This window comes from Sinorhizobium sp. Y406 (assembly GCF_058732025.1).
Genome location: NZ_CM178974.1, coordinates 1,882,835 through 1,907,403, shown reverse-complemented (window position 1 = coordinate 1,907,403; position 24,569 = coordinate 1,882,835). Strand labels below are relative to the sequence as shown.

28 protein-coding genes and 1 riboswitch are annotated in these 24,569 nt (G+C 61.7%); of the genes, 22 read left to right on the top strand and 6 right to left on the bottom strand.

Features of this window, described 5'->3' with window-relative positions; all coding sequences use genetic code 11:
* Positions 1–37: 37 nt before the first annotated feature.
* The 10 genes from AC4P1R_RS09160 (at position 38) to AC4P1R_RS09115 (ending at position 7,703) form a co-directional block, all read left to right on the top strand.
* Entirely contained in the window at positions 38–274 is a 237-nt protein-coding gene (locus AC4P1R_RS09160; protein WP_492176704.1) for a hypothetical protein, read from the top strand.
* 165 nt (positions 275–439) lie between these two features.
* Entirely contained in the window at positions 440–1,396 is a 957-nt protein-coding gene (locus AC4P1R_RS09155) for a hypothetical protein (protein ID WP_492176702.1), read from the top strand.
* A 228-nt stretch (positions 1,397–1,624) separates the two neighbouring features.
* On the top strand, positions 1,625–2,620 hold the full coding sequence (locus AC4P1R_RS09150; RefSeq protein ID WP_492176700.1) for a DUF5309 domain-containing protein: 996 nt from the start codon (positions 1,625–1,627) through the stop codon (positions 2,618–2,620).
* 73 nt (positions 2,621–2,693) lie between these two features.
* Positions 2,694–2,864 carry a hypothetical protein gene (locus AC4P1R_RS09145; protein ID WP_492176698.1) on the top strand — a complete coding sequence of 57 codons (171 nt, stop codon included), beginning with the start codon at positions 2,694–2,696 and terminating at the stop codon, positions 2,862–2,864.
* A gap of 2 nt (positions 2,865–2,866) precedes the next feature.
* Entirely contained in the window at positions 2,867–3,190 is a 324-nt protein-coding gene (locus tag AC4P1R_RS09140) for a hypothetical protein (RefSeq protein ID WP_492176697.1), read from the top strand.
* Entirely contained in the window at positions 3,187–3,783 is a 597-nt protein-coding gene (locus AC4P1R_RS09135) for a phage adaptor protein (RefSeq protein WP_492176695.1), read from the top strand. Before AC4P1R_RS09140 ends, AC4P1R_RS09135 begins: the two co-directional genes overlap by 4 nt.
* Positions 3,780–4,382 carry a hypothetical protein gene (locus AC4P1R_RS09130; RefSeq protein WP_492176694.1) on the top strand — a complete coding sequence of 201 codons (603 nt, stop codon included), beginning with the start codon at positions 3,780–3,782 and terminating at the stop codon, positions 4,380–4,382. Before AC4P1R_RS09135 ends, AC4P1R_RS09130 begins: the two co-directional genes overlap by 4 nt.
* A complete protein-coding gene (locus AC4P1R_RS09125) occupies positions 4,379–6,007 on the top strand; it encodes a hypothetical protein (protein WP_492176693.1) in 1,629 nt (542 codons plus the stop codon). Before AC4P1R_RS09130 ends, AC4P1R_RS09125 begins: the two co-directional genes overlap by 4 nt.
* The gene (locus AC4P1R_RS09120; RefSeq protein WP_492176692.1) at positions 6,004–6,468 is read left to right on the top strand and encodes a GNAT family N-acetyltransferase; all 465 of its coding nucleotides are present in this window, start codon (positions 6,004–6,006) and stop codon (positions 6,466–6,468) included. Before AC4P1R_RS09125 ends, AC4P1R_RS09120 begins: the two co-directional genes overlap by 4 nt.
* A gap of 269 nt (positions 6,469–6,737) precedes the next feature.
* Positions 6,738–7,703 (top strand): hypothetical protein, encoded by a 966-nt coding sequence (locus tag AC4P1R_RS09115; protein ID WP_492176690.1) that lies wholly within the window; start codon positions 6,738–6,740, stop codon positions 7,701–7,703.
* Positions 7,704–7,778: 75 nt separating this feature from the next.
* Here the strand turns inward: AC4P1R_RS09115 and AC4P1R_RS09110 are convergent, their stop codons facing one another.
* A complete protein-coding gene (locus tag AC4P1R_RS09110) occupies positions 7,779–8,060 on the bottom strand; it encodes a hypothetical protein (protein ID WP_492176689.1) in 282 nt (93 codons plus the stop codon).
* Positions 7,985–8,857 carry a serine hydrolase domain-containing protein gene (locus AC4P1R_RS09105; RefSeq protein ID WP_492176688.1) on the bottom strand — a complete coding sequence of 291 codons (873 nt, stop codon included), beginning with the start codon at positions 8,855–8,857 and terminating at the stop codon, positions 7,985–7,987. The genes AC4P1R_RS09110 and AC4P1R_RS09105 overlap by 76 nt, the downstream gene beginning before the upstream one ends.
* Before the next feature lie 648 nt (positions 8,858–9,505).
* Between AC4P1R_RS09105 and AC4P1R_RS09100 the strand changes: the two genes are divergently transcribed.
* From AC4P1R_RS09100 to AC4P1R_RS09085, 4 genes are all read left to right on the top strand, one after another.
* Positions 9,506–10,867, top strand: a complete 1,362-nt coding sequence (locus AC4P1R_RS09100) for a tail fiber domain-containing protein (protein WP_492176687.1) — start codon at positions 9,506–9,508, stop codon at positions 10,865–10,867.
* A gap of 154 nt (positions 10,868–11,021) precedes the next feature.
* Positions 11,022–12,185, top strand: coding sequence for a hypothetical protein (locus AC4P1R_RS09095; RefSeq protein WP_492176686.1), 1,164 nt, complete (start codon positions 11,022–11,024; stop codon positions 12,183–12,185).
* Between the two features lie 607 nt (positions 12,186–12,792).
* The gene (locus tag AC4P1R_RS09090; protein WP_492176684.1) at positions 12,793–13,674 is read left to right on the top strand and encodes a polysaccharide pyruvyl transferase family protein; all 882 of its coding nucleotides are present in this window, start codon (positions 12,793–12,795) and stop codon (positions 13,672–13,674) included.
* 9 nt (positions 13,675–13,683) lie between these two features.
* Positions 13,684–14,490 carry a glycosyltransferase family 25 protein gene (locus AC4P1R_RS09085; RefSeq protein WP_492176682.1) on the top strand — a complete coding sequence of 269 codons (807 nt, stop codon included), beginning with the start codon at positions 13,684–13,686 and terminating at the stop codon, positions 14,488–14,490.
* Between the two features lie 169 nt (positions 14,491–14,659).
* Here the strand turns inward: AC4P1R_RS09085 and AC4P1R_RS09080 are convergent, their stop codons facing one another.
* The gene (locus AC4P1R_RS09080) at positions 14,660–15,724 is read right to left on the bottom strand and encodes a glycosyltransferase family 2 protein (protein WP_492176681.1); all 1,065 of its coding nucleotides are present in this window, start codon (positions 15,722–15,724) and stop codon (positions 14,660–14,662) included.
* 113 nt (positions 15,725–15,837) lie between these two features.
* Between AC4P1R_RS09080 and AC4P1R_RS09075 the strand changes: the two genes are divergently transcribed.
* From AC4P1R_RS09075 to AC4P1R_RS09060, 4 genes are read left to right on the top strand one after another with little or no spacing between them, the layout of a single operon-like run.
* A complete protein-coding gene (locus AC4P1R_RS09075) occupies positions 15,838–16,644 on the top strand; it encodes a lysozyme family protein (protein ID WP_492176679.1) in 807 nt (268 codons plus the stop codon).
* The gene (locus AC4P1R_RS09070) at positions 16,644–16,886 is read left to right on the top strand and encodes a hypothetical protein (protein ID WP_492176678.1); all 243 of its coding nucleotides are present in this window, start codon (positions 16,644–16,646) and stop codon (positions 16,884–16,886) included. The genes AC4P1R_RS09075 and AC4P1R_RS09070 overlap by 1 nt, the downstream gene beginning before the upstream one ends.
* Positions 16,819–17,067 carry a hypothetical protein gene (locus tag AC4P1R_RS09065; protein ID WP_492176677.1) on the top strand — a complete coding sequence of 83 codons (249 nt, stop codon included), beginning with the start codon at positions 16,819–16,821 and terminating at the stop codon, positions 17,065–17,067. Before AC4P1R_RS09070 ends, AC4P1R_RS09065 begins: the two co-directional genes overlap by 68 nt.
* Positions 17,064–17,402 carry a DUF1515 family protein gene (locus AC4P1R_RS09060; protein WP_492176675.1) on the top strand — a complete coding sequence of 113 codons (339 nt, stop codon included), beginning with the start codon at positions 17,064–17,066 and terminating at the stop codon, positions 17,400–17,402. Before AC4P1R_RS09065 ends, AC4P1R_RS09060 begins: the two co-directional genes overlap by 4 nt.
* 11 nt (positions 17,403–17,413) lie before the next feature.
* Here AC4P1R_RS09060 and AC4P1R_RS09055 read toward each other — a convergent pair whose 3' ends face one another.
* The gene (locus AC4P1R_RS09055) at positions 17,414–17,710 is read right to left on the bottom strand and encodes a hypothetical protein (RefSeq protein ID WP_106407830.1); all 297 of its coding nucleotides are present in this window, start codon (positions 17,708–17,710) and stop codon (positions 17,414–17,416) included.
* A 33-nt stretch (positions 17,711–17,743) separates the two neighbouring features.
* The gene (locus AC4P1R_RS09050; protein ID WP_492176674.1) at positions 17,744–18,028 is read right to left on the bottom strand and encodes a hypothetical protein; all 285 of its coding nucleotides are present in this window, start codon (positions 18,026–18,028) and stop codon (positions 17,744–17,746) included.
* Between the two features lie 327 nt (positions 18,029–18,355).
* Between AC4P1R_RS09050 and AC4P1R_RS09045 the strand changes: the two genes are divergently transcribed.
* The 3 genes from AC4P1R_RS09045 to AC4P1R_RS09035 all read left to right on the top strand — a co-directional run bounded on the left by AC4P1R_RS09045 (position 18,356) and on the right by AC4P1R_RS09035 (position 21,608).
* Entirely contained in the window at positions 18,356–20,131 is a 1,776-nt protein-coding gene (locus AC4P1R_RS09045; RefSeq protein ID WP_069458224.1) for an SLC13 family permease, read from the top strand.
* A 98-nt stretch (positions 20,132–20,229) separates the two neighbouring features.
* Positions 20,230–20,442, top strand: a riboswitch (cobalamin riboswitch).
* A gap of 122 nt (positions 20,443–20,564) precedes the next feature.
* On the top strand, positions 20,565–20,963 hold the full coding sequence (locus AC4P1R_RS09040; RefSeq protein WP_192803705.1) for a DUF1636 family protein: 399 nt from the start codon (positions 20,565–20,567) through the stop codon (positions 20,961–20,963).
* Positions 20,964–21,047: 84 nt separating this feature from the next.
* Positions 21,048–21,608: a DUF924 family protein gene (locus tag AC4P1R_RS09035; RefSeq protein ID WP_492176672.1), complete on the top strand. Its 561-nt coding sequence runs from the start codon at positions 21,048–21,050 to the stop codon at positions 21,606–21,608.
* A gap of 164 nt (positions 21,609–21,772) precedes the next feature.
* On the opposite strand, the gene AC4P1R_RS09030 is transcribed toward AC4P1R_RS09035, so the two are convergent.
* Complete coding sequence (locus AC4P1R_RS09030; protein ID WP_492176671.1) at positions 21,773–21,904, bottom strand: hypothetical protein; 132 nt, start codon at positions 21,902–21,904, stop codon at positions 21,773–21,775.
* A 57-nt stretch (positions 21,905–21,961) separates the two neighbouring features.
* On the opposite strand from AC4P1R_RS09030, the gene AC4P1R_RS09025 reads away from it, so the two are divergent.
* Entirely contained in the window at positions 21,962–24,565 is a 2,604-nt protein-coding gene (locus tag AC4P1R_RS09025; RefSeq protein ID WP_492176670.1) for a mechanosensitive ion channel domain-containing protein, read from the top strand.
* The last annotated feature ends 4 nt before the right edge of the window (positions 24,566–24,569 follow it).

Here is a 24,569-nt window from a genome sequence, read left to right as displayed (position 1 = left end):
ACGCGACTACCGCAAATGGTTGAGAAAGATACACAAGATGCATTCGAACGAAAACGCTACAGCGGCGCGGGCGCTTCTCGACAATCCGCTGTTTGAGCGGCTGATGGACGAATTGGAAGCGGCTGCAATCAACGGCTGCGTCAATGCCAAGCTTACCGACCACGAGACCCGCGCGGCGTTTGCGGCCGAGGCGCGGGCGATTCGGAATTTCCGCAGCAAGCTCAAATTCCTGACGGAACAGGCCAAGGTCGAGGGAACAGGCGCGCCTGCATGACATGGGCGCGTCGCGCATGGGTCAGGTGCTGGCTTCTGCCGTCTTCAAGCTGCTTGCTCTTGAAATCGAGTCACGGAGCCGGCTCAGCACACCGAATTAGCACAGGTTTTTCGGTGCGTAACAGGCGCGCAATCGCGCCGCTAGCAACTCACAAAAGGTCTTTCCATGATAAACGATAGTGCCAACCTGCCTTTCGGCGGGAGCAAAACCGTTTGCGGCTCGACGGAGCCCGCAAGCTATGACGACCTCGACTTCCGGGAGCCGCACGAGGCCAACCCGCAAGGCGAGGAAGAGGAAAAGCGGGGCGGCGAGGAAACTGACCACTACGCCGATGAACCGGACGAGATTGATCCCGAAGGTGACGAGCCGACCCCCCCTGACGAGGAGGAGATGGCCAACGAAGCCGAGGACATGATCGTGATGCTCAAGGGCGGCGAGCAGATTCCGCTTGAGGAACTGAAGCTCGGTTACATGCGCGACCGCGACTACCGACACAAGACTCAGGATCTAGCCAATCGGGGCCGCGCGCTCGAAAGCATGAGCAGCCGCGTGGCTGCGACCGCTAATGCCGTAGCCGAATTGGTCGCGGGGCAGGTTCCAGGCGCGCCGCCGGAAGAACTGAGGCTTCATGATCCGCAGGCATATCAGCGTCAATGGGCGCTGCATCAGTCATGGCATGAGCAACTTGCTCGGGTGATGGCGTTGGCCGAAGAACCGGCTGGCGTCGCAGCGGAACTGGGGGCTGCGGCGGCCGAGGAGAGGCTAGCATTGGAGAACGCCAAACTCGTCGAAGCTTTCCCGCAGACGGGACAGGAGGAGGGGCGGCAGGCTTTCTTCGCCGAAGCTTTCGAGACGGCTCGGGAACTCGGCTTCTCCGAACAGGAAATGCGGGAGGTGGTCGACCACCGCCTCTTCAAGCTCGCGCATTATGCCCGGCTTGGGCTTAACGCCGAGCGGGCGCGTACAAAGGCTTTGCAGAAGGTGAGTGAGGCGCCGGCCCCGGTACCGCGCATGAAGGCGAAGAGCCAGGCGCAGCGGCAGAACCGAGAAAGCCGCGAGGCGATGCGGCGTCTTACGCGAAGCGGATCGATCCGCGACGCGATGGCGGTCGATTTTGAATAGTCGCACACAGCAGCGCGGACGCGTTTACCCCCTCTGGCCTGCCCGTCCTCCGCAGCAGCTGCGCTGCAGCTGCGGAGGGTGGACCGGCCATCTCCCCCACAGGGGAGAGACGGTATAGGGCACGCCGACTGCCCAACCGAACGACTTTGGATTCCGACATGAAATGGCCGTCCGCTCGCTTGCTGGCGGGCGGCTGGCCGCGCCCATCATTTTTAGAAGGACGAACACATGGCAGTTGTCACCAACACATTCCAGACGACCCAGGCCGTCGGCAATCGCGAGGAGCTTTCCGATGTGGTGTCGCGCATCACACCGGAAGACACACCGATCTATTCGCTAATCGAGAAGGGCAAATGCGTCACGGTCCACCCGGAATGGGAAACGGACGAACTCGCCGCGCCGGGGGCCAATATCCGCGAGGAAGGCGAGGAATATGCCTTCGACGCGATCACCCCACCGAAGCGGCTGGGCAACTATACGCAAATCATGCGCAAGGACTGGATTATCTCCGCGACGCAGGAGGTGACGGCTGAAGCCGGCAATGTGCAGAAGCGAAAGTACCAGAAACTCAAGAAGGGCGTGGAAATCCGCAAGGACGTAGAATTCGCCATTGTTGATACTAACGCTTCGGCCGGTGGCGCCACGCGCGAATTCGGCTCGCTGAACACCTGGGTCGAGACCAACGTCTCGCGTGGGGCCACTGGCGCCAATGGCGGCTTCAACCCGGCGACGGGTTTGACTGTGGCGCCGGTCACCGGCACACAACGGGCATTCACAAAAGCCATCCTGGACGACGTAATGCAGCAGGGCTACCAGAACGGCGCCAACTTCCGCCATGTCTCGGTCTCGCCATACGTCAAATCCGTCTTCGTCACCTTCATGTCCGACAGCAATGTTGCGCCTTTCCGCTACGCAGTTTCGCAGGGCGGCGAGCGCAACACCATCGTTGCGACGGCGGATTATTACGAGGGGCCGTTCGGCACGGTGATGATCCATCCCAACCGTGTACAGGCAGTCAGCGCCGGTCTGGCGCGCAACGCCTTCTTCATCGACAGTGACATGCTCTCATTCCTGTGGCTCCGCAATATTCAGGAGGATCGCGATGTCGCCAAGACCGGCGACGCCGACAAGGGCGTCATCATCGGCGAGGGCACGCTCAAGGTGCACAACGAAAAGGGACTTGGCATCGCGGCAGACCTCTTCGGCCTGAGTGCTGCCAGCTAATGGCGCGTTGTGAACCGCCGACATTTTATACGGGCGCCGAGAGGCGCCTTTTGTTTTTGGAACGAGGCGCACGATGAGTGAAGTGAAGACAAAATATTTACCGGTCAGGCTTCTTTACGACACATGGGTAACTGAAGGGGATCGTGTCCCGGCCGGCACGGTACTCGATGTGCCGCTCGATGGGGCTAAATTCCTGATCGCCAAGGGCAAGGCCGAGCGCGCCGATCCGCTGCCGGGAGAGTGATCATGGTGATCCGCGACGGCAAATGGAAGCTCTTCGACCATGATTTCCTGACCGGCCGCTCCGTCTGGGTGATGGAGGACGGCAACAGGACGCATTGGCGGACGGACTATCCGGTCGAAAACCTCGTTCGCCAGAACGCTTTTACCCGCAATGCAACCGCCGGCAACGGCTTCGGCGAATGGGCCAAGGTCGCCTCGATCCCGCTCAATCTTGCGTATTCGGAAAACCTGGTCCGGGCCCATTCCGAGGGGGACGACCGCTATGTGAAGCGGTGGCTCAATGACGGCGACAACCGCGCGTGGCGCTCATTCGAGGGGCGGCTATGACGATATCGGATTATGCATCCCTGCTGGTCGATGCCGGCGCCTATTCCGGCCGCGACGACATTGCCCATCTCTTCCCGCGCTTCGTTGCCCTGGCGGAACAGAAGTTCAATCGCGTGTTGCGCCTTGCCGACATGGAAAAGGCGGCGACGCTGGCGCTGGCGGAGGGCGAGGGCAGCTTGCCGGCCGACTTCCTGGAGGCGCGGCAGGTGCTTGCGCCGGGCAGCCGTTTGCTGCGGGCGCGGCCGCTGGCTGAACTGACGGTGGTTGCAACAGCGGGCGGCGCGCCGGTGGGCTACGCGATCATCGGCGACCGGATTCGGGTGCGGCCGAGGGGGGCGGCGGAACTGGAAGTCACCTATTACGCCAGGATACCGGCCCTGACGGCCGCCGAGCCCAGCAATTGGCTGATCGACAGAGCGCCCGACGTCTATCTCTACGGGCTGGTCGAGGAAATCGCCATCTGGGAACGGGACGCCGCCAAGGCGGGCGCGGCCGAGACGCTGAAGCGGCAGGCGATGGCGGGGCTTGGGCTCGCCGACGAGAGACTGCGCTGGGGCAATGGCGAAATCGCCATCGGAGGGCCGACGCCATGACGCTTCTGACCGCGGTCAACGGGGTGTGCGATATCGTTTCGCTCGACCGTTTCGAGAGCGTCTACGGGGCGAACGATCCCAATGCGCAGACGATGGTGGCGCTGGCGCAGGAGGCGGGCGGCGAGATCGCGCGGCGCGCCGACTGGCGACGCCTGCTGAAGAGCCTTGCCGTCTCCGCTTCGCCGGAGCTGCTGCCCTCCGACTATCAGCGGCTTGCGCCGGGGGGCGCGGTCCGCAGCGCCGTCGGGGAATGCGTCCGGCTGGTGACGAACGACGCGCAATGGGCGGTGGTGGCGGCTGTCGGCTCTCAGGCGCCCTATTGTCACCTTCGCGGCAGGGAAATGCTCTTTTCCCCGACCGCTTCGGCCGCCGGCGCGACGATCGACTATTTCTCCAGGAACTGGGTGCTCGGCGATCCTTACGAGGAGCGCGATTTCTTTCGCGCCGACGACGACACGACGTTCTTTCCGGAGCGGCTGCTTGCGAAAGGGTTGATCTGGCGCTGGAAGCGGCAGAAGGGCCTGCCCTTCGAGGACAATCTGGCGGAATTCGAAGCGGATCTCCTGCAGGAGATCAATGCGGACAGGGGGGCATCATGACGAGGGTACTTCCCGGCCGGCTGCCACTCACCAATCGCGGCCAGGCGAGCATCGGCCGCTCGCAAACCTCGCAGGCGGTGACGTTTCCGGCGCCGAAAGGCGGGCTGGTGACGACCGCCGACATGGCCTCGCAAGTGCCGGGATCGGCAAGCGTGCTCAGCAATTTCCTGCCGACGCTGACCGGCTGCACGATCCGCGGCGGTTCGCGCAAGGCGGGGCTGGCGGCGGATGGCAGCGCCATCCGGAGCGCCTTCAAATATAAATATGGCAGCAATGAAAAGCTGTTCATGGCGACGGCGAGCGCGATCTACAACATGACGGCGCCGGCAGCACCGCCGGCGACGACCGCCGCGGAGGTCAGCGGGCTCAATGGCGGCGATTGGTGCGCCTTTCAGCACACGACGGCCGGCGGCTCCTTTCTCGTCTGCCTAAACGGCGCGGATCCGCGCCGCATCTATGACGGATCCAGCTGGGCGACGACGCCGGCGATCAGCTTCTCCGATGCGACGACCATGGCTCAGCTCAATTATGGCTGGCTCTTCAAGAACCGCGAGTTCTTCCTGAAGAATGCGACGCTCGATGCCTATTATCTGCCGGTCAATGCGATCGGCGGGGCGGCCTCGTTGTTTCCGCTCGGCGGCGTGATGAAGAAGGGCGGATCGTTGCTGACCGGCTTTTCCTGGTCGCTCGAAAGCGGCGACGGGCTTTCCGATCTTTGCGTCTTCGTTTCGACCGAGGGGGAGATCGCCGTCTATGCCGGCTCCGACCCTTCGAGCGCCAGCGACTTCGCGCTGAAGGGCGTCTACCAGATCGGCAAGCCGCTCGGGAAGAATGCCTGGATCCGCGTCGGCGGCGACGTGCTGATCGCCACGACGGACGGCCTGACGCCGATGAGCCAAGTGTTTCAGCGCGACTTCCATCAGCGAGAAGGGCAGGCGCTGGCGCAGGTTTCGGTCTCCCGGCCGATCGAGGACGACTGGCGGCAGGCGGCGAATGCAACCGGCTCGGGCTGGACCCTCAAGCCCTGGGTCGAGCAGAACCTCGTCTTCGTCGCCTTTCCGGACAACAGCGTCGTCAGCGACAAGACATTCGTCATGAATGTGCTCACCGGGCGCTGGTCGACGATCAGCAACTGGCGGGCAAACTGCTTCGAGACGCTGCAGGGTGGCCTCTTCTTCGGATCGCTTGACGGCTATTGCTGGCAGGGGGACTCCGGCGGCACCGACGACGGGCTGAGCTTTACCGCCACCTATCTCTCCCAGTTCATGCCGGCGGGGCAATTCGGCCAGCGGGCCGCGGCATCGCTGGCGCATATGTATTTCCGCGCGAAGACGAAGCCGAGGGTGCAGCTTTTCGCGCGGGCGGACTTCGACAGGACGGCGCCGCCCTTCGACCGGGTGACGGAAGGCAACACGGCGTCGCCGGAATGGGATGTCGGGCTTTGGGACGTGGCACGCTGGGACGGCGTGTCGGAGCGGTTGCGATACGATTTTCGCCAGAACGTGCGGGCGGCGGGCGACATGCTTGCCGTCGGCTGCGTCATCACCTCCGGCGGCGCGGTGAAGCTCGACATCGCAGTGGATCTCGCCACGATGCAGGTCTCGGCCGGGGAGGGAAGCGCTTGAAGATCATCTGGGGCGGGGCGGGCGATTCCGCGACAAATCAGGCGATCGGCGTCTTCGTCGCCAGCCGGATCGAGGGCTGCGAAAGGGGCTTTTCCGACTTCACGACGCTGGGTGTGGTGGAGAAGGGGGGCGTTCTGGAGCAGGGCCGGCTCATTGCAGGCGTCGTCTACCACAATTACGTGCCGGAAGCGGGGGTGATCGAGCTTTCCGCGGCCTCGAGCAGCAAGCGCTGGCTGACGCGGGCGGTGCTCAGGGCCATGTTCGGCTATCCGTTCGACGAGATCGGCTGCCAGTTGGCGGTGCTGCGCGTCCCGGAGAAAAACCGCGGCATGGTCGATATCGCCCGCCGCTTCGGATTCACAGGCCATCGCATTCCCCGCCTGCGCGGACGAGAGGAGGCGGAAATCATCTTCACGCTGAGGGACGATACTTGGCGGGCGCATGCCGTCAATCGACTTTGACGGTTGGACCAGGGGAGCGTTGACAGTTCTCCTGCATGTCTCCTTTAATCGACCTCGATTGAAGGACAAAGACATGCAGCAATTCAAAGCGTTACAGCGACCTTTGCGCGTCTGATAAGACGCGCGGCGCTGTCGTGGTCGTGCTTCTGCGTGGAAGATCGATGTTGAATCTTCATGCTGTTGAAAAAAATCCGCCAGGGCGCAATCCGCGATAGAGTGGTCGTAGCCGGTGGCCTTTCACGTGATAACCGGAACAGGGGGACTGGGCGGTGGTTTTCGGCGGGCTCCTCGGAAACGGATTCCTGCTGATCGGCGGTTTGGTGCTGATCGGCGCGGGTCTCCTCGTGCTCTCCCTCCTGGTCAACTTCCAGGTCGCGGAAAGCGTGCGCGCTGACCTGCGCTACCGGGAGAAATTGCTTAAGTACCATCGGAATATCTTCTCCCAGCTCGGAGTGATCCTGATCGGGATCGGCGTCTCGCTGTTCATCTTCTACTTTCAGCAGAGCTATCAGGAGCGCAACAGACGCAACAACGAACTCCAGCAGATCACTGCAAAGATCGCTCTTCGCATGGCGCGGGGGGGCGCGACCGTAGCGTCGCTCAGCGGGTTCGACGAATTGCTGGACGAAGGCGGCGCCTACAGCGATCCGGAAAAGGGCGGCAATAACGCCGCGGTCACCGCCGAAGGGGAGGAGCTTACCGCCCAGATCGAGAAACTCTTGCTCGTCGAGCGTTATGTCGATCTTCGCGAATTCGAGGTCCTCAACATGTCCCGCGACTTCGAAAATTCCGCCGCGCTCAACGAACTCGATCCGAACCAGTGGTTCAACATCGTCCGGGACGAAAGCGACGTCCGCTACGCAACGACGCAGCTGTTACTCGACTTCAAGGAGCTGCACGACATGATCAGCAATATGCCCCTCGAGCAAGCCGTCGCTGATCCCGGGAGGCAGAAGCCTCTCAAACGGAAAGTCCTCGATATTTACTACGATGCGGACACGCTGCGGCAGAGCAGCCGCCGCCTCATCGGGCGTGCCTGCTGGTTCCTGAGCCATGGTCCCGGCTTCATAGGGCTGCGGCCCGTCGACGAGATCGAGGCGGAAAGCAGTTCCCACCGGGAGTGGCTCGATCGGGCCCAGCCGTTTCTTGCGCAATTCTCGGTGGGGTCCACGAACTGCTTCAAGCTGCTCGGCTACCGAGACGCCTCCTGGTCAATTTCAGGCGGCCAGCTTTGACTAAATTCAGGTCCATTATCTTGGGTAAAGCACAAAGATTTGCAGCGCTCTCGAGGATGCCCGGCGCGTCGCTGATCACTTTTCCGGCTGGTGCGGCTTGATGGCGTTATAGAGTTCGATGACGACCTCGTGGAGCTTGTCTTCCCCTTCCGGAGGCTGAGAATTGGTCTGGACTGCGATAACGATGTCCTCATCGGCGATCCACACATAGAGCGTGCGGTAGCCGAGCGTTTCTCCCTCATAGAACCATTGCGGGCCGAGCGGACCGAGCACCGCGCAGATCAGGCCGAGAGAGAAGCCGCGCGGATCCTCCGCAGAGACCTCGGTGATGGGCTCTCCCGTCCTGGTGGAGACCATCGACAGCCATTCCACTTGCTGCTCGGGCGGCAGAAAACGCCCCGAGAAAATGGTTCGAATCCACCGGTTGACGTCGCGGGGTTGGAGATCGCACCGCCGGCTGCCTGGGCCCAGGACAGACTCGTCGTCCTGACATCCCGCCCTACCAACGGCTGGTTCCAAGACTCGGTGCAGTCCTTCGGCCGATAATCGGTGCAGGCGGCGTTCTCGAAATAGCCGTGTGCCAGTCGCTCCATTACCTGCATTGGAACGACGCCGTCTTCATAGAAGGTGGAGTAGAGGCCGGCCGGCTCCATGACGAGCTCACGGACCAGATCGCGATAAGGCCTGCCGGTCGATTTTGCGGCAATGAGGCTTGCGAGGATGTAATTGGTGTTGGAATAGGAATAGCCGTGGCTGGCAGGCAGATCATTGGTTTCGCTCGGATAGACCGCCTGGATGAGTACTTCCGCGCTCAGGAGGCGCTCGGGCTCATGCGCCCAGATACGCGACAGTTCTTCCGTTTCGGAGTAGTTCGGTATCCCGCTGGTCATGTTGAGAAGGCGCCGAAGATTGACATCCTTCCAGGCCGGGTATTCCGGCAGCCATTTCCCGATCGTATCTTCGAGGGACAGAACGCCGGCCGCCTCGAGCTTCAATATCACGGCTGCGGCAAAGGATTTCGACGTGCTGCCCATCTGGAAAAGCGTGTCCGGGCCGACTGGCCCCTCGCTCGTCTCCCGTCCGGTCTTTCCCGCGAAGGCTTCTATTGCCGGACCGGGGTCGCCAAAGCTGACATAGGCCGCAATGCCGGTCACCTTTTCGACCGGCGCCCTGCGCTCCAGCCATTGCTGGAGTACGGTCTGGACCGGGCTGGCCGGTTCGCGTCGGCGGCACAGGCGCCGAAGCTGACAAGCAAACCGAAGCAGGCAGACGCCAAGGCACCCAAGTTTCTCATGATCGACATCTTAAAGCGCGGCAGGCTCGTGTAACGCTTTAAGCTCCTTCTCTTCATGCATGTCGTTCTGCCGAAGCCGATGCACACATGCGGCGACATGCATTGGATCACGATGATGTCGCGGCCCGCGGGCGGAAAACCCCGCACACTTTTGCTCATTCCGCACCAGGGGAACACTCGAAGCGGACCCCCAGGAAGTATCGGACGAGGGGCATCTCGCCGCAAGCACCTTCGAAAGTCGGAGGTGCGGGCGGATGCGGGCACTACAGCGCCGCGCGTCTTTCAGACGCGCAAAGGTCGCTGTAACGCTTTGAATTGCTGCATGTCTCTCTAATCGAGGTCGATCAAAGGAAACATGCAGCAGGCCCAAGTCCCTGGTTACCCGCCGTTTTCCGGCAATTCCGGTATCCCGCCCATCGGCAGGATGGCTGGCCGGCCGACCAAATGAGGTAGAGCGATAACCGCCCGGTCTCTCCTCCCACCACTCCCCATTCAAAAAGGTGCTATCATGGGAAAATCGAAAGCCCCCACTCCTCCCGATCCGAAGGCGACGGCGGCGGCGCAGACCTCGACGAATATCGGGACGGCCGTTGCCAATGGCTATATCGGCAATGTCAACCAGGTGACGCCGGACGGCAGCCTTACCTACAAGGTGTCGGGCACGAACAAGTGGACCGACCCGATGAGCGGCAAGGCCTATGACCTGCCGACCTGGACGGCGGTCCAGGAGCTCTCTCCCGGGCAGGCGGCGATCAAGAGAGAGAACGATGGCGCGAACCTCAATCTCGCGACGCTTGCGAACCAGCAGTCCTCCCGGCTGACGGACCTGCTCGGCAAGCCGGTGGACCTTTCCGGCGCGCCGGCGGCGGGCGACCCTTCGAAGCTCGCGCTGCCGCAATACCAGCAGTTTTCCGGCGGGCCGAAGCTTGCGAGTTCTGTCGGCGATGCCGGCAGGGTGACGCGCAGCTACGATGCGGATCTGGACACGCGCAGATATGAGGAGGCGCTGATGGCCCGCCTCAATCCTGAGCTCGCGCGCGACCGGGCTGCCCTCGAGACGCGGCTCGCGAACCAGGGGCTGCAGCCGGGATCGGAGGCCTATGATCGCGCGATCGACGAGGCCAACCGGACGGCGAACGATGCCCGCGTTGCGGCCGTGCTGAATGCCGGGCAGGAGCAGTCGCGGCTCGCGGGCCTGGCGCGAGACAGGGCGGGATTCGAAAATGCGGCACAGGCGCAGGCCTATGGCCAGGCGCTGCAGAATGCCGATTTCAGCAACAATGCCCTGCAGCAGATGCACCAGAACGGCCAATCGGCGACGGCGGCCAACAACGCGCTCGAGGACCAGGGCTTCAACGCGCAACAGGCGCTGATCGATGCCCGAAACGCGGCGCGCTCGAACTATCTGAACGAGCAATATGCGATGCGCAACCAGCCGATCAACGAGATCTCGGCGCTCATATCCGGCGCGCAGGTGACGAACCCGAATTTCGTGTCGACGCAGGGGCAATCGATCCAGCCGGTGGATTATGCAGGGCTGGTGCAGCAAAACTACCAGAACCAGGTGGCGGCCTATAATGCGCGGCAGCAGGCGGGGAGCAGCTTGCTCGGAAACGTCCTTGGCATGTTCGGGAAAATTCCGCTTTCCGACCGGCGCGCCAAGAAGAATATCGAGAAGGTGGGCAGGCTCAAGGGGCACAATCTCTACGAATACCGCTACCGGGGCGAATCCGCCGGCGAGACGAAACATATCGGCGTGATGGCGCAGGAGGTGGAGAAGACCCGCCCCGATGCGGTCGTCCGCGGGCCCGACGGCATGCGGCGGGTGGATTATGGGCGGCTCTTCGCGGCGGGGAAGATGCCAAAGTAGGCTGACCCTTCCTAAGCGTTCCCGGAGATCTCCCGGTTTAGAGCGCGTTTCGATCTGCCTGGATCAGATCGGCGCTCTTTCTTTTCGACGCATGATCTTGTCGATCCTCGTTTCACTCCGGTCGGATCATGCGCTAGTTTTGATGGAGGCACCATTGCCAAGAACAGGCGGAGTCTATTCACCCCCGGCCGGCACCAAGGGAGTGCCGAACACGACGATCCAGAGCGTGCCCTATAACGCGCTGGTCGACGACCTGACGGCCGATGCCAATGCCGCACGGCCGATCACCGCGGGCGGAACCGGTGCCACATCGGCAAGCGCCGCCCGAACGGCGCTCGGCGCCCAGACGGCCCATGCCGCGCTGACTTCGATTTCCGGGCTTACCACCGCGGCCGACAGGATGATCTACACGACCGCGGCGGATGCCTATGCGACGACGGCGTTGACGCCTTTCGCGCGGACGCTGCTCGACGATGCGAACGCCGCGGCCGCGCTGACGACGCTCGGTGTTTCGGCCTTCATGCAGACGCTTCTCAACGACGCGGATGCAGCCGCAGCGCGCGCGACGCTCGGCGCCAACGATGCGTCCAACCTGACGGCCGGCACTGTCCCCGACGCTCGGATTTCCGGTGCCTATTCCGGCATCACCACGCTTTCCACCTCGGGCAAGATCGCGACCAGCGGAAACGAGATCGAGATATCCGGCGCAAATCCCAGGCTCAAATTCAGCGACACGACATCCGGTGCCTATGACTTCTGGGCCTATGTCGATTCCCAGAATTTCCACGTCCTCGTCGACAGGACGGGGAACGGAGCCTGGGATACCCCGCACCCGCTGCAACTGGAGGGCGACACGAACATAGGCTATCTGTTCGGAAGCCAAATTCTGACGGCTGGAAACTACGACGCTCTTGGGGTGACGCCGGAAGCGCGGACGATCACCGCCGGCAACGGCCTGACCGGCGGCGGTGACCTTGCCACCAACCGGACGCTGACGCTGGGGACGCCCGGCAGCATCACCAACTCGACGACGAATTCGGTTACGTCCACAAGCCATACGCATGCGTTGGGGTTTACGGCGGCGGAGGTTTATACTGGCACGGGTGCGAATGACACGAGCCTTCCGTTGGGGCACATCATCTTCTGTTACACGAATAATGCGTCCAGGAATGCCTCGGTCACACCAGCTCTGCGTTCAAACCTCAGTTATCAGTACGTCTACTCCGGCCATCCCGATGCGGGCTCCATACTGTCGGGAACCTGGCGGGCACGCGGGGTGAACGGCGACGGTTGGACCATTCTGCAGAGGGTTGCATGATGATCACATCCTCTTCCACAGCGCGGAACCCTGTTGATTGGATCGAGGCCACGACCGAGCTCCAGGGTCTTTATTCTCCACTGCAACACCACTGACATGGAGGGGAACACCTATGCCGCGGCTTAGTGTAGCCGCCCGGAAGACGCCTTTGGCCCAAACCCCACAATCCGTCTGTGGCTTGCGCGCAATCCATCGTCTCCGGTGCAGCCTCACGCCGTCGATTTGGGAAAATCCGCGCATCTGTGCCGCCGCTTTCGCTGCAATCTCCGCTTAGGTGTGCTCCACGCCGGCATTTTACCAAGCGAGTTCGCGACGGCGATCGGCGGTATGCCAGGCGGCGTCCGAAGGACAAGGTGCCGTCGAGTGGGAGTGTGTAACCACGCTCTGTCGCGCTGACAGTTTCAACCGTGTGATCAGGTACGAACTGGGCATTGCAGACTAGCAGATCGATGCTATGTGGGCAGTGGCGGTTCGTCCCTGATGCAGACGCCCTTCACATCCAGCTTTTCGCACGCAGGTTTCTCCAGAACCTTTATCAAAACGCGGTTGCTGCATCTTAAATTGGCTTGTAAACGCTACACCCACATTTCTACGCGCGGGAAAATCGATGAAAGTTGCTGTTCTGGGATATTCGAACACCGATAATATCGGTGACAACATTCAAACGCTCGCTGTCGCGCAACACATCGGCCAAGAGTGCTCGATTGTTAATCGAGATTTTTTAAGCCGCTACGTTGGAGAGCCTTGCGTTGTAGTTATGAACGGATGGTTCAGCCACGAACCCGAAAACTGGCCGCCTTCAGACGATGTCATCCCCATATTCTTCGGCTTCCATTTGACCGAAAAGGCGGCAAACGCTTATTCGCGTCACAAGGACTACTTTAAGCGCTTCGAGCCAATTGGATGTCGCGACCAAGGGACTGCCGAAATTATCAGGCGGTGGGGCGTGGAAGCATACGTCAGCGGTTGCGCGACCATGACGTTTCCCGCCCGCCCGAAATCACTGAAAGGTACCGCAGATTATCTCGTTGATGTCAGTACCATTTTTTTTGATCGCGCAGAACGCAAACGGTACCGGCAAATCACTCATATGCCGAAAATCAGCTTCGCTGGTCATGCGACCAAAAATCAACTCGCAAAAGAGCTCTTGACACAATATCGATCAAGCGCGCGGAGTGTAATAACGTCACGAATTCATTGCGCCATGCCGTGTTTTGCTATCGGTATTCCAGTGATATATTCGGGAATAAGAGAGTATAGGACAAAGATTATCGACGAAATCGGCATTCCTACAGCGACCTTTTCTCGATTCAAAAGGGTTAAACATTCGTCTCTGAGTTTTGGCATCCCGGACTTTATAGAACGAAAGTCGGCTATTGCGAACGACCTGCGGGAGAAACTATCCGGGCATGGAATTTGCCTTGCGCCGTGGCATCCTCAGGACACGGATGAAAACTCCGCGTTTCTTTCTAATTTAAAATGGAACTGATGCAAGCTCATGCGGTGTCTCGTAATTAATCTCGACCGCTCGCCTGAGAGACTTGCGCACATGGATGTGCAGTTCAAGAGAATTGGCGCGACGTTTGAGCGAATTGAGGCCGTTGACGGTGAGCGGCTATCGGATCATGTCGTAAAATTGCAGCCCCCATCGGGACCTTGGAAGAGGATGGGAAAGGCTGAATTCGCGTGCTTCATGAGTCACCGGAAATGCTGGGCTACTATCGCCAGTGGTCCTGATGAGTTCGGCGCAGTTTTCGAGGATGACGTTTTTCTGGCGGATGACGCCGGCCAATTCCTGAGGTCAGAAGGGTGGCTACCAAAGCAGGTTGGCCTTCTCAAAGTCGAGACGTTCAAGCAGCGTACCTTCATTAGCCGAGTGCCACGTTTTCGAATTGGACGGCACACAATTCACCGGCTAGCCGGCGCGCATCTCGGAACAGGCGGGTACATCGTATCAAAGCGCTATGCTCAAATATTGCTGGACCTGTCCGAGAAGGAACTACCATGTGCGGTAGATCATTTTATGTTCGAACCGCTATCCCCGTTGATGGTGCAAAATATAGTGCATCAGATAGTCCCCGCTCTCTGTGTGCAAAGTGTCAAGATTGAGGATGAGTCGATAGCAATACAGAGTACTATAAGGCTGAAGCTCAGCGAACGAAAGAAAGCGCTTAATAAGAAAAAGCTATCTGTCGGGCATAAGGTCCTTCGTGAAGCGAAGCGAGTCAGGCAGCAACTCGCGGTCACTCCGGCCTTTCTAGCCAGATATACTATATCCAAATGGATCGTAGTTCCGTTTCGTTAAACGTCGGTCAAAATCGGGGAGCAGAGCTGAAGCAATTTCACCGCCTTTAAGATGCTCGGCATGCACGCATGCGTTTTCCCTGGAAGCCGGTGGCGGTGGGATTGCTCATGCGGCATCTTCTCAGGGAAGGTGCTGCTTTTGGAACGCCGATCAGCGCGTCGCGGCGCCTTTATTGCCTATCGGGATGAGGTGTCCACTCTTTCAAAGGAGTGATCCGCCTGTCATCTAGATCAAATGTGATGGACGGTATAAACCCTAAATCGATCAGTTGTGTAGGGCCTGCAAACTTAACTGAGTTCTCGTACATAAAATCAATTGAGCCGGAGCGATCAATCTCGCTCTTCATCGCACGATAGTGCTGAGACGCATTGTAATGTTGCTGATCAGCTGCTGCTTCATTTATTTTTTCTCGATAGTTAACGAAAAATTTGAAATGCAACAACGCACCCCAAACGGGAGAGAAGTTGCGTTGGTATGGTAGCGGTTTATGCAGACTGCTTCCAAAGCAGCAATCTTTGTCCCAATAGATTATGGGATATTTAATGAGTTCATTTTCTTCGGCAAAGAGGCGCTTTCTTGGGCCACCCTTTATACTTATGCCTCGCTTCCCGAAAGTCATCTCATAGCCTCGGCCGTCGAAATGGTCGACCGTTCTCCAAGGCATCTCTTCCGGCTTCTGATACTCATTGCTCCCCGGATAGAAATCCAGCATAGGAGCGGGAAGGCGCAAGATGCCGCGGTCTTCGAGGACGCGGATGAGATCGCCTAGTGTTTCGCTTGGGCACCGGTCGTAGACCAGGAACTCGTCTGAGTCTACATTGATATACCATCGGTTGTATCCATAGCGCTCAAACAGAGCCTCACGCCAAGTACGCCCTCGTCTCGCTTCCGCAAATCGGATTGGCGAAGTCCAGACGTCTACGTCCTCCTGTTGAAGAAGATACTCGCGTGAGCCGTCACTCGATCCGTCATCAACACAAATGAACCGGGTAACCCCTAGCTTGCGATAGTGCCGAAGAAATGCAGGAAGGATCGCCATTTCGTTTCGCGTGATGAAAACGAGTGGCAAATCCGATTGTGCTAAACTCGAAACATCGCGCACTGGATTGATAGCTGAGTGCCTTTTGCCTCTGCATTCGCGGCGAGATATTCGCCAATTTTCAAAGCACGTCCCGAGGATTTCTTTTAGCGACCGGCGAGGAAATGAAAAGTCGTCGCGAAAGGGATATTGCATGATCATCAATCCAGAGTTGAAATGTCCGTATATCCGAGAACCTCGGCGTAAGCACTGCGCGTCCTAGGCCCGTATATCATCATTTTCAGACCCCGAACAAAACAAGGTGAACCATGGACAAAACCGTGCCTCCCGGCGCGGCGATCCTGCTCGACTTTATCCGTGAAGCGGAAGTCGGGCGGGGCGACCGCGCGTCTTATGATGTGATCTACGGCAACAATCAAGACAAGCTGCCGCGGCCGATAACGTCGATGACGCTCGACGAGGTGGAGGCTGCGCAGGCGGGGTGGTCGAGGCGGTTCGGGTCAAGTGCGGCCGGCGGCTACCAGTTCATGAGGAACACGCTGGATGCGCCCCGCACGCTGAGCGACATAGAAGGCGAAATGGGGCTCAGCGGCAGCGAGCGGTTCACGCCGGAGCTGCAGGATCGCATGGCCTACCACCTCTTGAAGCGCCGCGGCTACAGGGACTTCGCGGCCGGGCGGATGACGCCAAGCGAATTCGGCCGGCGCCTTGCGCAGGAATGGGCGTCGCTGCCCGTGCTGGCGGATACGCGGGGCGCCGTGCGGCATGTGAGGCGGGGGCAGTCCTATTATGCCGGCGACGGGCTCAACAAAGCGCTGGTGCGGCCGGAACGGGTGGAGGCGGTGCTGCAGCGGGTGCTCGCGGCGGCGCGGCCGTCCGAGGTGGGGGAGGACGCGGCGGCGGGCCCGGTGCGGCCGAAGCCGATCCGCCGGTCCGGCCGGTTCTGGACCTGGCTTTTGACCGCCGGCGGCTCGATCGTCACGGCGCTGAAGGAGCTCAACCTCGTGGCGCTCGACTGGCGGGTGCAACTCGCGATCCTCACCGTCATCGTCGGCTTCGCGGCTTACGCGATCACCTCCATGCCGGCGGTGCGCCAGGCGCTGGGGATGAAATGATGCCGGGTGGGGTGAAGATCGCCGCCGGCGCGCTGCTCATCGCCGCCGTCGCCTGGGCGGTGCTCCAGATCCGCGAGGAGGGGGCCCGGTCGGTCACGCAAACAATCGAAAGGCAGAACAATGAAGCGGCTTTGCAATCGGCTGCTCGCCGCAGCGACTTTGACCGCTGCATCGATGGCGGCGGCCTGTGGAACTTCGGGGCCGGCGAGTGTCGCCGGGCTCCGCCCGGTGGTCGGGACTGACCTCATCGGCGCGCGCGGCGCCACGGCGGCGGACCAGCGGAAGATCGACCGGACCGTCGTCGGCCTCTGCGCCGCGGCGGTATGGGCGAAGGCGGAATGCGCAAGCCATGGGGAAGGGCGGGGTCGGGAGGAAAGGCGAGGGCGGCAGGAAAGGCGGGGTCAGGGGGAGGGGCGGGAATGATCGACGGGCATGTGCACCAGCAGCTCGGCACGCTCCTTGCCGAGGTGAAGAACCTGCGCGAGGATTTTCGCCGCGCGGAGGACCGAAGCGATGCCGCGCGCGCCTCGATGAGCCGCCGGATGGAGGAACTGGCGGGGCGGGTGGGGACGCTCGAGAGCGCCGTCGCCACGGCGCGGGACGACATCCTCGAGATGAAGCCGGTGACGGAGGATGTGCGCAAATGGAAGCTGATGGGGCTCGGCGCGCTCGGCGTCATCGGCATTGGCGGCGCCTCGCTCGGCGTGACCTTTGCCGATGCGGTGAAGCGCGGACTGGCGCTGATGCGGATGGGCTGAGGGCCTCCCCCTCAATCATCGAAGGGGAAGAAGTCGCGGTAGCGACGATCCACCAGGCGCAGCGAGCGATCGGGTTCGATGACGTAGGTCTCGTAGACCCGCCGGCCGAAACGATCGTTGAACTGATGGGGGACGATGCTGCCGACGGGCGCCTTTTTCAGCTTCGTGCGCGGCTGGCCGCCATAGGTGATGCTGCCGGGAATGGGTTCGAGGCCGTAGGGGTGATAGCCGCTGTAGCCGCCGGCATAGCTCACCGTGCAGGCGCCCGAAAGCAGTGCCGCGACGAGCAACGGGATCGCATTTTTCAGGGCCCTGGGCATTGTTCCGCCCTCCTTTGCAATTCAATGGTCGAAGACATCGTAGTCTATGCGGCGGCTCGTCAGGCGCAGCGAGCGATCCGGCTCGATGATGTAGGTTTCGTGGACCCGATATCCATATCGGTCGAAGAAGTGGTGCGGGACGATGCTGCCGACGGGCGCCTTGGTCAGTTTCGTACGCGGCTGGCCGCCATAGGTGATGCTGCCGGGGATCGGCTCGAGGCCGGGCCCGTAGCCGACCGTCCGTGTCGTGGGTGTGCAGGCAGCGAGCGCAAGCGTCGCGTAGAGAACGGCAAGGACGATCTTCATGCCGGCGTTCCTGATGGCATCCGGTCGAGGCGAAATTCAAAGGCGAAGAACCATTGCCGGTTCTTCAACTGCTCGTACATCTTATCCTTTCTTCGAACGCGATCCAAGAAAAGGCAGGGGTACGGCGCAGTTTCCTGGTGAGGACCGGGCGCCCGGCGGGGAGTTCCGCGATATTTCAGTTGCATCGGATGGATGCTTCAGAGGATGTAGGGGGAGACTCGCCAGGCGGTGGGCGGCCGTCCAAGCGATGCGCCGTCCAAGACCGGCCGGGTGGTCTGTCGAAAAATGGGCCCGTGTCCGACCAGTCGTTGCTTCAGGTACTCGCTTATGACCGCCGACCAGCTTCTCTCGTTTATCGTCATCGGCACAATGATGGTCTTCTTCGTGTGGGGGCGATTTCGCTACGACGTCATCGCCTGCTCGGCGCTGATGCTTTCGGTGGCGGTCGGCATCGTGCCTTTCAACGGTGCCTTTGCCGGCTTCAGCGATGATATCGTCATCATCGTCGCGAGCGCCCTGATCGTCAGCGCCGGCGTTGCCCGCTCGGGCATCGTGGATGCGGCGATCCAGCGTTTCCTGCCGGAGCTGCAGTCGGTCAGGGCGCAGCTTGCACTGCTCGTGGTCACCGTCACCGTGCTCTCGGCCTTCATCAAGAATATCGGCGCGCTGGCGATCATGATCCCGGTCGCGTTTCAGTTTGCCCGGCGCTCGAAGGTGCAGCCCTCGGTCTTCCTGATGCCGATGGCCTTCGGCTCGTTGATGGGCGGGTTGATGACGCAGGTCGGCACGTCGCCGAACGTCGTCGTCTCGCGGATGCGTGCGGAACTGACCGGCGAGAGTTTCTCGATGTTCGATTTCACGCCGGTCGGCGCTTCGCTTGCCCTTGTCGGCTGCGTTTTCCTGCTCTTTGCCTATCGCCTGGTGCCGGAGCGAAAGAGCCAGGAGGTCTCGGTAAATCAGGCGATCGAGATCACCGACTATACGGCGGAAGCCGTGGCCGCGCCCGGTTCGCCGGCGATCGGCAAGCCCGTGAGCAATCTCGTCAGGATCGGCGACGGCGGCGCCGTCGTCATCGCGATCTTCCGGCGCGGCACGCATCTGGCGCCGCTACCCGATGTGGTGATCGAGACGGACGACATATTGCTGCTCGAAGGCGGACCGGCGGCGCTTGACCGCATCGTCTCCCAGGCGAAGCTGAAGATCGCCGGCGACCGGCTGCCGATGCCGGGCGACAAGACGCGTGCGGAGATCGAGGCGATCGAAGCGGTGATCGGCAGCAATTCGCCGCTCATCGGCATGTCCGCCGAGCGGCTGGCGCTCTTCAACAATCACAATGTCAATCTGCTTGCGGTGAGCCGGCAGGGCGAGAGGCTGAAACAGCGTCTCGGCAGCATCCGGCTGCAGGCCGGCGATATCGTGGTGCTGCAGGGGGCGCGAAGCGAGCTGCCGGTCTTCCTGCAGGACTTCGGCTGCCTGCCGCTGGCGCAGCGCGAGATTCTGCTCGGCACGATCCGGCGCGGCACCCTGCCGCTGCTGCTGCTGGCGGCGGCGATGGCGACGACCGCGGTCGGCCTGGTGCCGGTGCCGGTCGCCTTCTTCGCTGCGGCCCTTGCCATGGTGATCTTCCGCGTCATCCCGCTGCGGGACGTCTACCGGGCCGTCGACGGCCCGATCCTGGTGATGCTGGCGGCGCTCATCCCCGTCAGCGACTCGCTGCGCACGACGGGCGGCTCGGACCTGATCGCCGGCTGGCTCGGCGGCATAGCCACCAACCTGCCGCCGGCCGGGGCGCTGGCGCTCATCCTGATTGCGGCGATGGCGGTGACGCCGTTTCTCAACAACGCCGCGACCGTGCTCGTCATGGCCCCGATCGCCGTGAGCTTCGCCGCCACGCTCGGCTATAGGCCGGACGCCTTTCTGATGGCGGTGGCGATCGGCGCCGGTTCGGATTTCCTCACCCCGATCGGGCACCAGTGCAATACGCTGGTGATGGGCCCGGGCGGCTACCGGTTCGGCGACTATCCGCGGCTCGGACTGCCGCTGTCGATCGTCATCATCCTTGCCACGGTGCCCTTGCTGATGTGGTTCTGGCCGCTGCAATAGCGAGCCGGTCTTCCGCCGTGATCGCGAAGGAGCAGCGAAGAAGGGCGGACGGCACTGTCGATCATTATCCCGACCCCATTGCATCGAGCCGAGACTCGTGCAACCAAGGGCGTGATGGTGCTGCTGCCGAAACTCGGCAGCGGCTGAAAAGGGAACGCGGTGAGGATGCCCGAAAGGGGCCGATGCCGTGGCTGCCCCCGCAACTGTGAGCGGAAAGCGCATCCACAACATGTCACTGGCCGGGAGGCCGGGAAGACGTGGATGCGCCGCGACCCGCGAGCCAGGAGACCTGCCATCGAACCGATCAACCACAACGGACGGGGTGTTCCGATGGAAAAGAAGCGGCTTCTGTCCGGCGTCAATCGTCGGTTTCGAGTTTCGCCATTCTCTGCGGCCCCCTTGCAAAGCTGGCAGGGGCCGGCGGAGAACAGCCATGGCGAATTCGCATCAATCAGCGCACAAGATAACGCTTTCGACCGAGTGCCACTTAACAGGCGGGCCGTGCCTACCGGGTGCCCGGTTGCTTGCCATGCTCAACGGCAGCATTTCGGCGCTCGGCAAGCCGCTCGCCGATGATTTCGCGATTGCCGGGACGGTGTGCATGGCCGCCTGCACCCGTCCCTGCACCATTGCCTTCCAGGCATCGGGCAGGGCGACGTATCTCTTCGGCGATGTCGCGGCCGAAGAGAATATCGACGATCTCGTCGGCTTCGCCGTCGCCTATGCGAATGGCGGCGTGGACGGCGGGCCGAGCGCCGCCGGCGGCGGCAATCTCGCCCGCGTTCCGGCGGCGCTGATCGTCTCCGAGGCGCTTGCCGGGCATTTCCAGTGATGGAGGCCGCCGAGGGCCGGCTGGAAATCGTGGAGTCGATCGCCTATCTGACCACTCGCGACCGTCAGAAGGAGAGGGGCCGGAATGACTGACCAAAGCACCAACTGCACACCGGAGGACGTGCTGCGTTTCTGGTTCGGGGAGCTTTCCTACGAGCACTGGTTCACGCCGAGCGCCGAACTCGATCGCGAGTGCGTGCAGCGCTTCCGGGATGCGCATCTGGCGCTTTCAAGGCATGTCGACGATGTCTGGAGGGCGAGCCCGCGCAATTGGCTCGCCGCGATCATTCTTTTCGATCAGCTCCCGCGCAATATGTATCGCGGATCGCCGCTGGCGTTTGCGACCGACGGACTCGCCCTGCGCGAAGCACAGCTTGCCATCGGCGCCAGCGCCGACAAGGCGGTGTCGCCGGAATGGCGCGCCTTCTTCTACATGCCGTTCGAGCATTCCGAGAACCTCGCCGATCAGACGATGTCGGTGAAGCTCTTTACCGAGCTCGGCGAGCCCAACTATCTCGATTATGCGATCCGCCATCGCGAGGTCATCGAGCAGTTCGGCCGCTTTCCCCATCGCAACGGCATCGTCGGGCGCCGGTCGACGCCGGCGGAGGAGGCCTATCTGGCCCAGCCTGGCGCGGGGTTCTGACGGTGCTCCGCTTCAGGGCATAGGAGCGAAGTGACGGTCCTCGCAAAGCGCGCAATGCGCCGATTCAAAGAATGCGGCGACCTACTGCATGTCTCCTTTAATCGACCTCGATTTAAGGACAAAGACATGCAGCAATTCAAAGTGTTACAGCGACCTTTGCGCGTCTAATAAGACGCGCGGCGCTGCATGTGCGTCTGAATGCGTCCGAAAAAGACGCGCGGGCGGTCATTGACGGGCAAGTCGCAAAAGATGCCGTTTTGCATCTTTTCGCCTTGTTGCGTATGCAGATCGGACATGATGGCGCTCGCTTTGGCGACCCCATCGGCGATAGACGGATTGCGAAGGATCTTGAATTGCGTTCGGCAGCACAATTGACCGCCCTCTTGTTTGCTTTGGTTGCGCTGGCGCTCGCCGGCGGCGCGCCGGCGACGGCCCAGGACGCGGCTCGGCCCGTGGAGCAAAGCGAGCCCGCTCAACAATCGCCCGCCCCGGCAGCCGAGCCTGCCCGGTCGGGACAACCGGCGCCGCGGGGTGAAGCGGGCGCCGGAGCTGCCGCATCGCCGGTGCTGCAGCAGGCGGAAGCGCAACTGACCAAAGCCGAGCGCGATCTCAAGCGACTGGGGGAGCGCGTTGCCAATGCAAAAGACGATGACACCCGCCTTGCCGAATTGAAGGTACAGGCCGACGCTCTTGCCAAGGAGATCGTTTCGGCCGCCGCGGCCACCCGGCCACGACTGGACGAAATCAAGGCGCGCCTGGAAGAGCTTGGCGAGCCGCCGGGCAAGGACCAGCCGCCGGAGGCGGCAATCGTGACGGAGGAGCGACAACGACTGCTTGCCGAACGGGCGGCGATCAATGCGATCGCGGCCCGTGCGGAGAGTCTTGCCGGCGAGGCGCGACGGCTTGCCGGCACGATAACCGCGACACGTCGGGCACTGTTCTCCACTACGCTGCTGAGGCATACGAACGTTTCGGCGGAGATGCTGAGCGAGGCGTTTACAGCGACGGCGGCCGAAGCCACCGCATTGTGGCGCAGCGTCAGCAGTTGGTTGACCTTTGCCTGGAACTACAAGCGCCTGCCCTTCCTCAGCGCGATATTCCTGTCGCTCTGTGCGGCGCTGATTTTCCTCGCCGGGGGATATCGGCTCTTCGCTCCCTTTCTCCAGCGTCACGACGAGGAGCCCACCTATTTCCGGCAATTGTCGCGGGCATTCTGGTCGACGATGATTCCCACCATGGCGCTGACGGCCTTCGCCGCCTCGAGCTATTTCTTCCTCGACAGCTTCAACGTGCTCAGGCCTGATATCGCGCCGATCGTTGCCGTGACGCTCGGCATGGGCGTCGTGCTGTTCTTCGTGACGAGCCTTGCCAGTTCCGTCCTGTCGCCAACGCACTCGGCATGGCGGCTCGTGCGGGTCTCGGACCGTGGTGCCAAGGTGCTGATGGTGCCGATCTTCGCGATGGCGCTCGTCAACGGCCTCGACTATCTGCTCGGGAGCATCAGTGAGGCGCTTGGTTCGCCCGTGATATTGACGGTTGCAAAGAGCTTCGTCGCGTCGATCATCATCGGGCTCATCCTGATGTCGATGGCCTGGATTCGGCCGGTCCTGCGGCGCGACGACCCTCTCCACGCGCCGGGTCGCCCGTGGCCGCGCATCATATCCGCATCGCTTCTGGCAATGGGCGCGGCGCTGGTCGCCATCGCGCTTGCCGGCTATGTCGGCATGGCGCGCTTCATCGCCACCCAGATCATCATCACCGGCGCCATCCTGGTCATGATGTATATCGGGTTTCTCACCGGAAAGTCGGTTGCCAAGCAAGGCGCTTTTGCGGAGACGATCGTCGGCCGCTATCTCGAGCGGCGGTTCAACCTCGAATCGGTGGCGCTCGATCAGATCGGCCTTGCCGCGGGGCTCGGCATCTATGCGCTGGTCGTATTGTTCTTCATCCCGCTCATCTTGCTCCAATGGGGCTTCCAGATCGCCGATATCGAATCCTGGGCCTATCGGCTCCTGACCGAGATCCGGATCGGCACGATCACCATCTCGCTGGTCGGCATTCTTGCCGGGCTCCTGTTCTTTGTGTTCGGCTACGCCGCGACGCGCTGGATACAGGGCTGGATCGACAGGAACGTGATGGCGCGGAGCCGCGTCGATGCCGGCGTGCGCAACTCGATACGGACGGGCATCGGCTATGTCGGCGTCGGTGCTGCGGCCCTCATTGCGGTTTCGGCAGCGGGTTTCGACCTCTCCAGCCTCGCGCTGGTCGCCGGCGCGCTCTCGCTCGGCGTCGGCTTCGGTCTGCAGAACGTCGTTTCCAACTTCGTCTCGGGCCTGATCCTGCTGGTCGAAAGGCCCTTCAAGGTGGGCGACTGGATCGTCAGCGGCACCACGGAAGGTTTCGTGCGGCGCATTTCCGTCCGCGCAACGGAGATCGAGACCTTCCAGCAGCAATCGATCATCGTGCCGAATTCGGAACTGATCAATGCGTCCGTCGGCAACTGGACGCATCGCAACCGCGTCGGGCGGGCGGAGGTGGCGGTGGGGGTGAGCTACGACAGCGATCCCCGCCGCGTCATGCAGATTCTGCTCGAGATCGCCGGACAGCATCCGATGGTCCTGAAGAATCCGGAGCCGTCGGTCGCCTTCTTGAACTTCGGCGATTTCTCATTGGATTTCGAATTGCGGGTGCACCTGGCCGATCTCTTGAACGGCGTGGGCGTGCGCAACGACTTGCGCGTGGCGATCTTCGAGCGCTTCCGAGAAGAGGGCATCGAGATTCCCTTTCCCCAGCGCAATCTCAATATCCATGTCGAAGGTGACGACGATCACAAGGCGGCCCTGGAAAAGGCCCTGGAAGACGAAGGCTTCTCCAAGACGCGTGCGAAGCGCGTTGCAGCGAAGCTGCCGTCCGACGAAGAGGACATGCCCGCGGCAGCGCGCCCGACCAAGCGCTAACTCG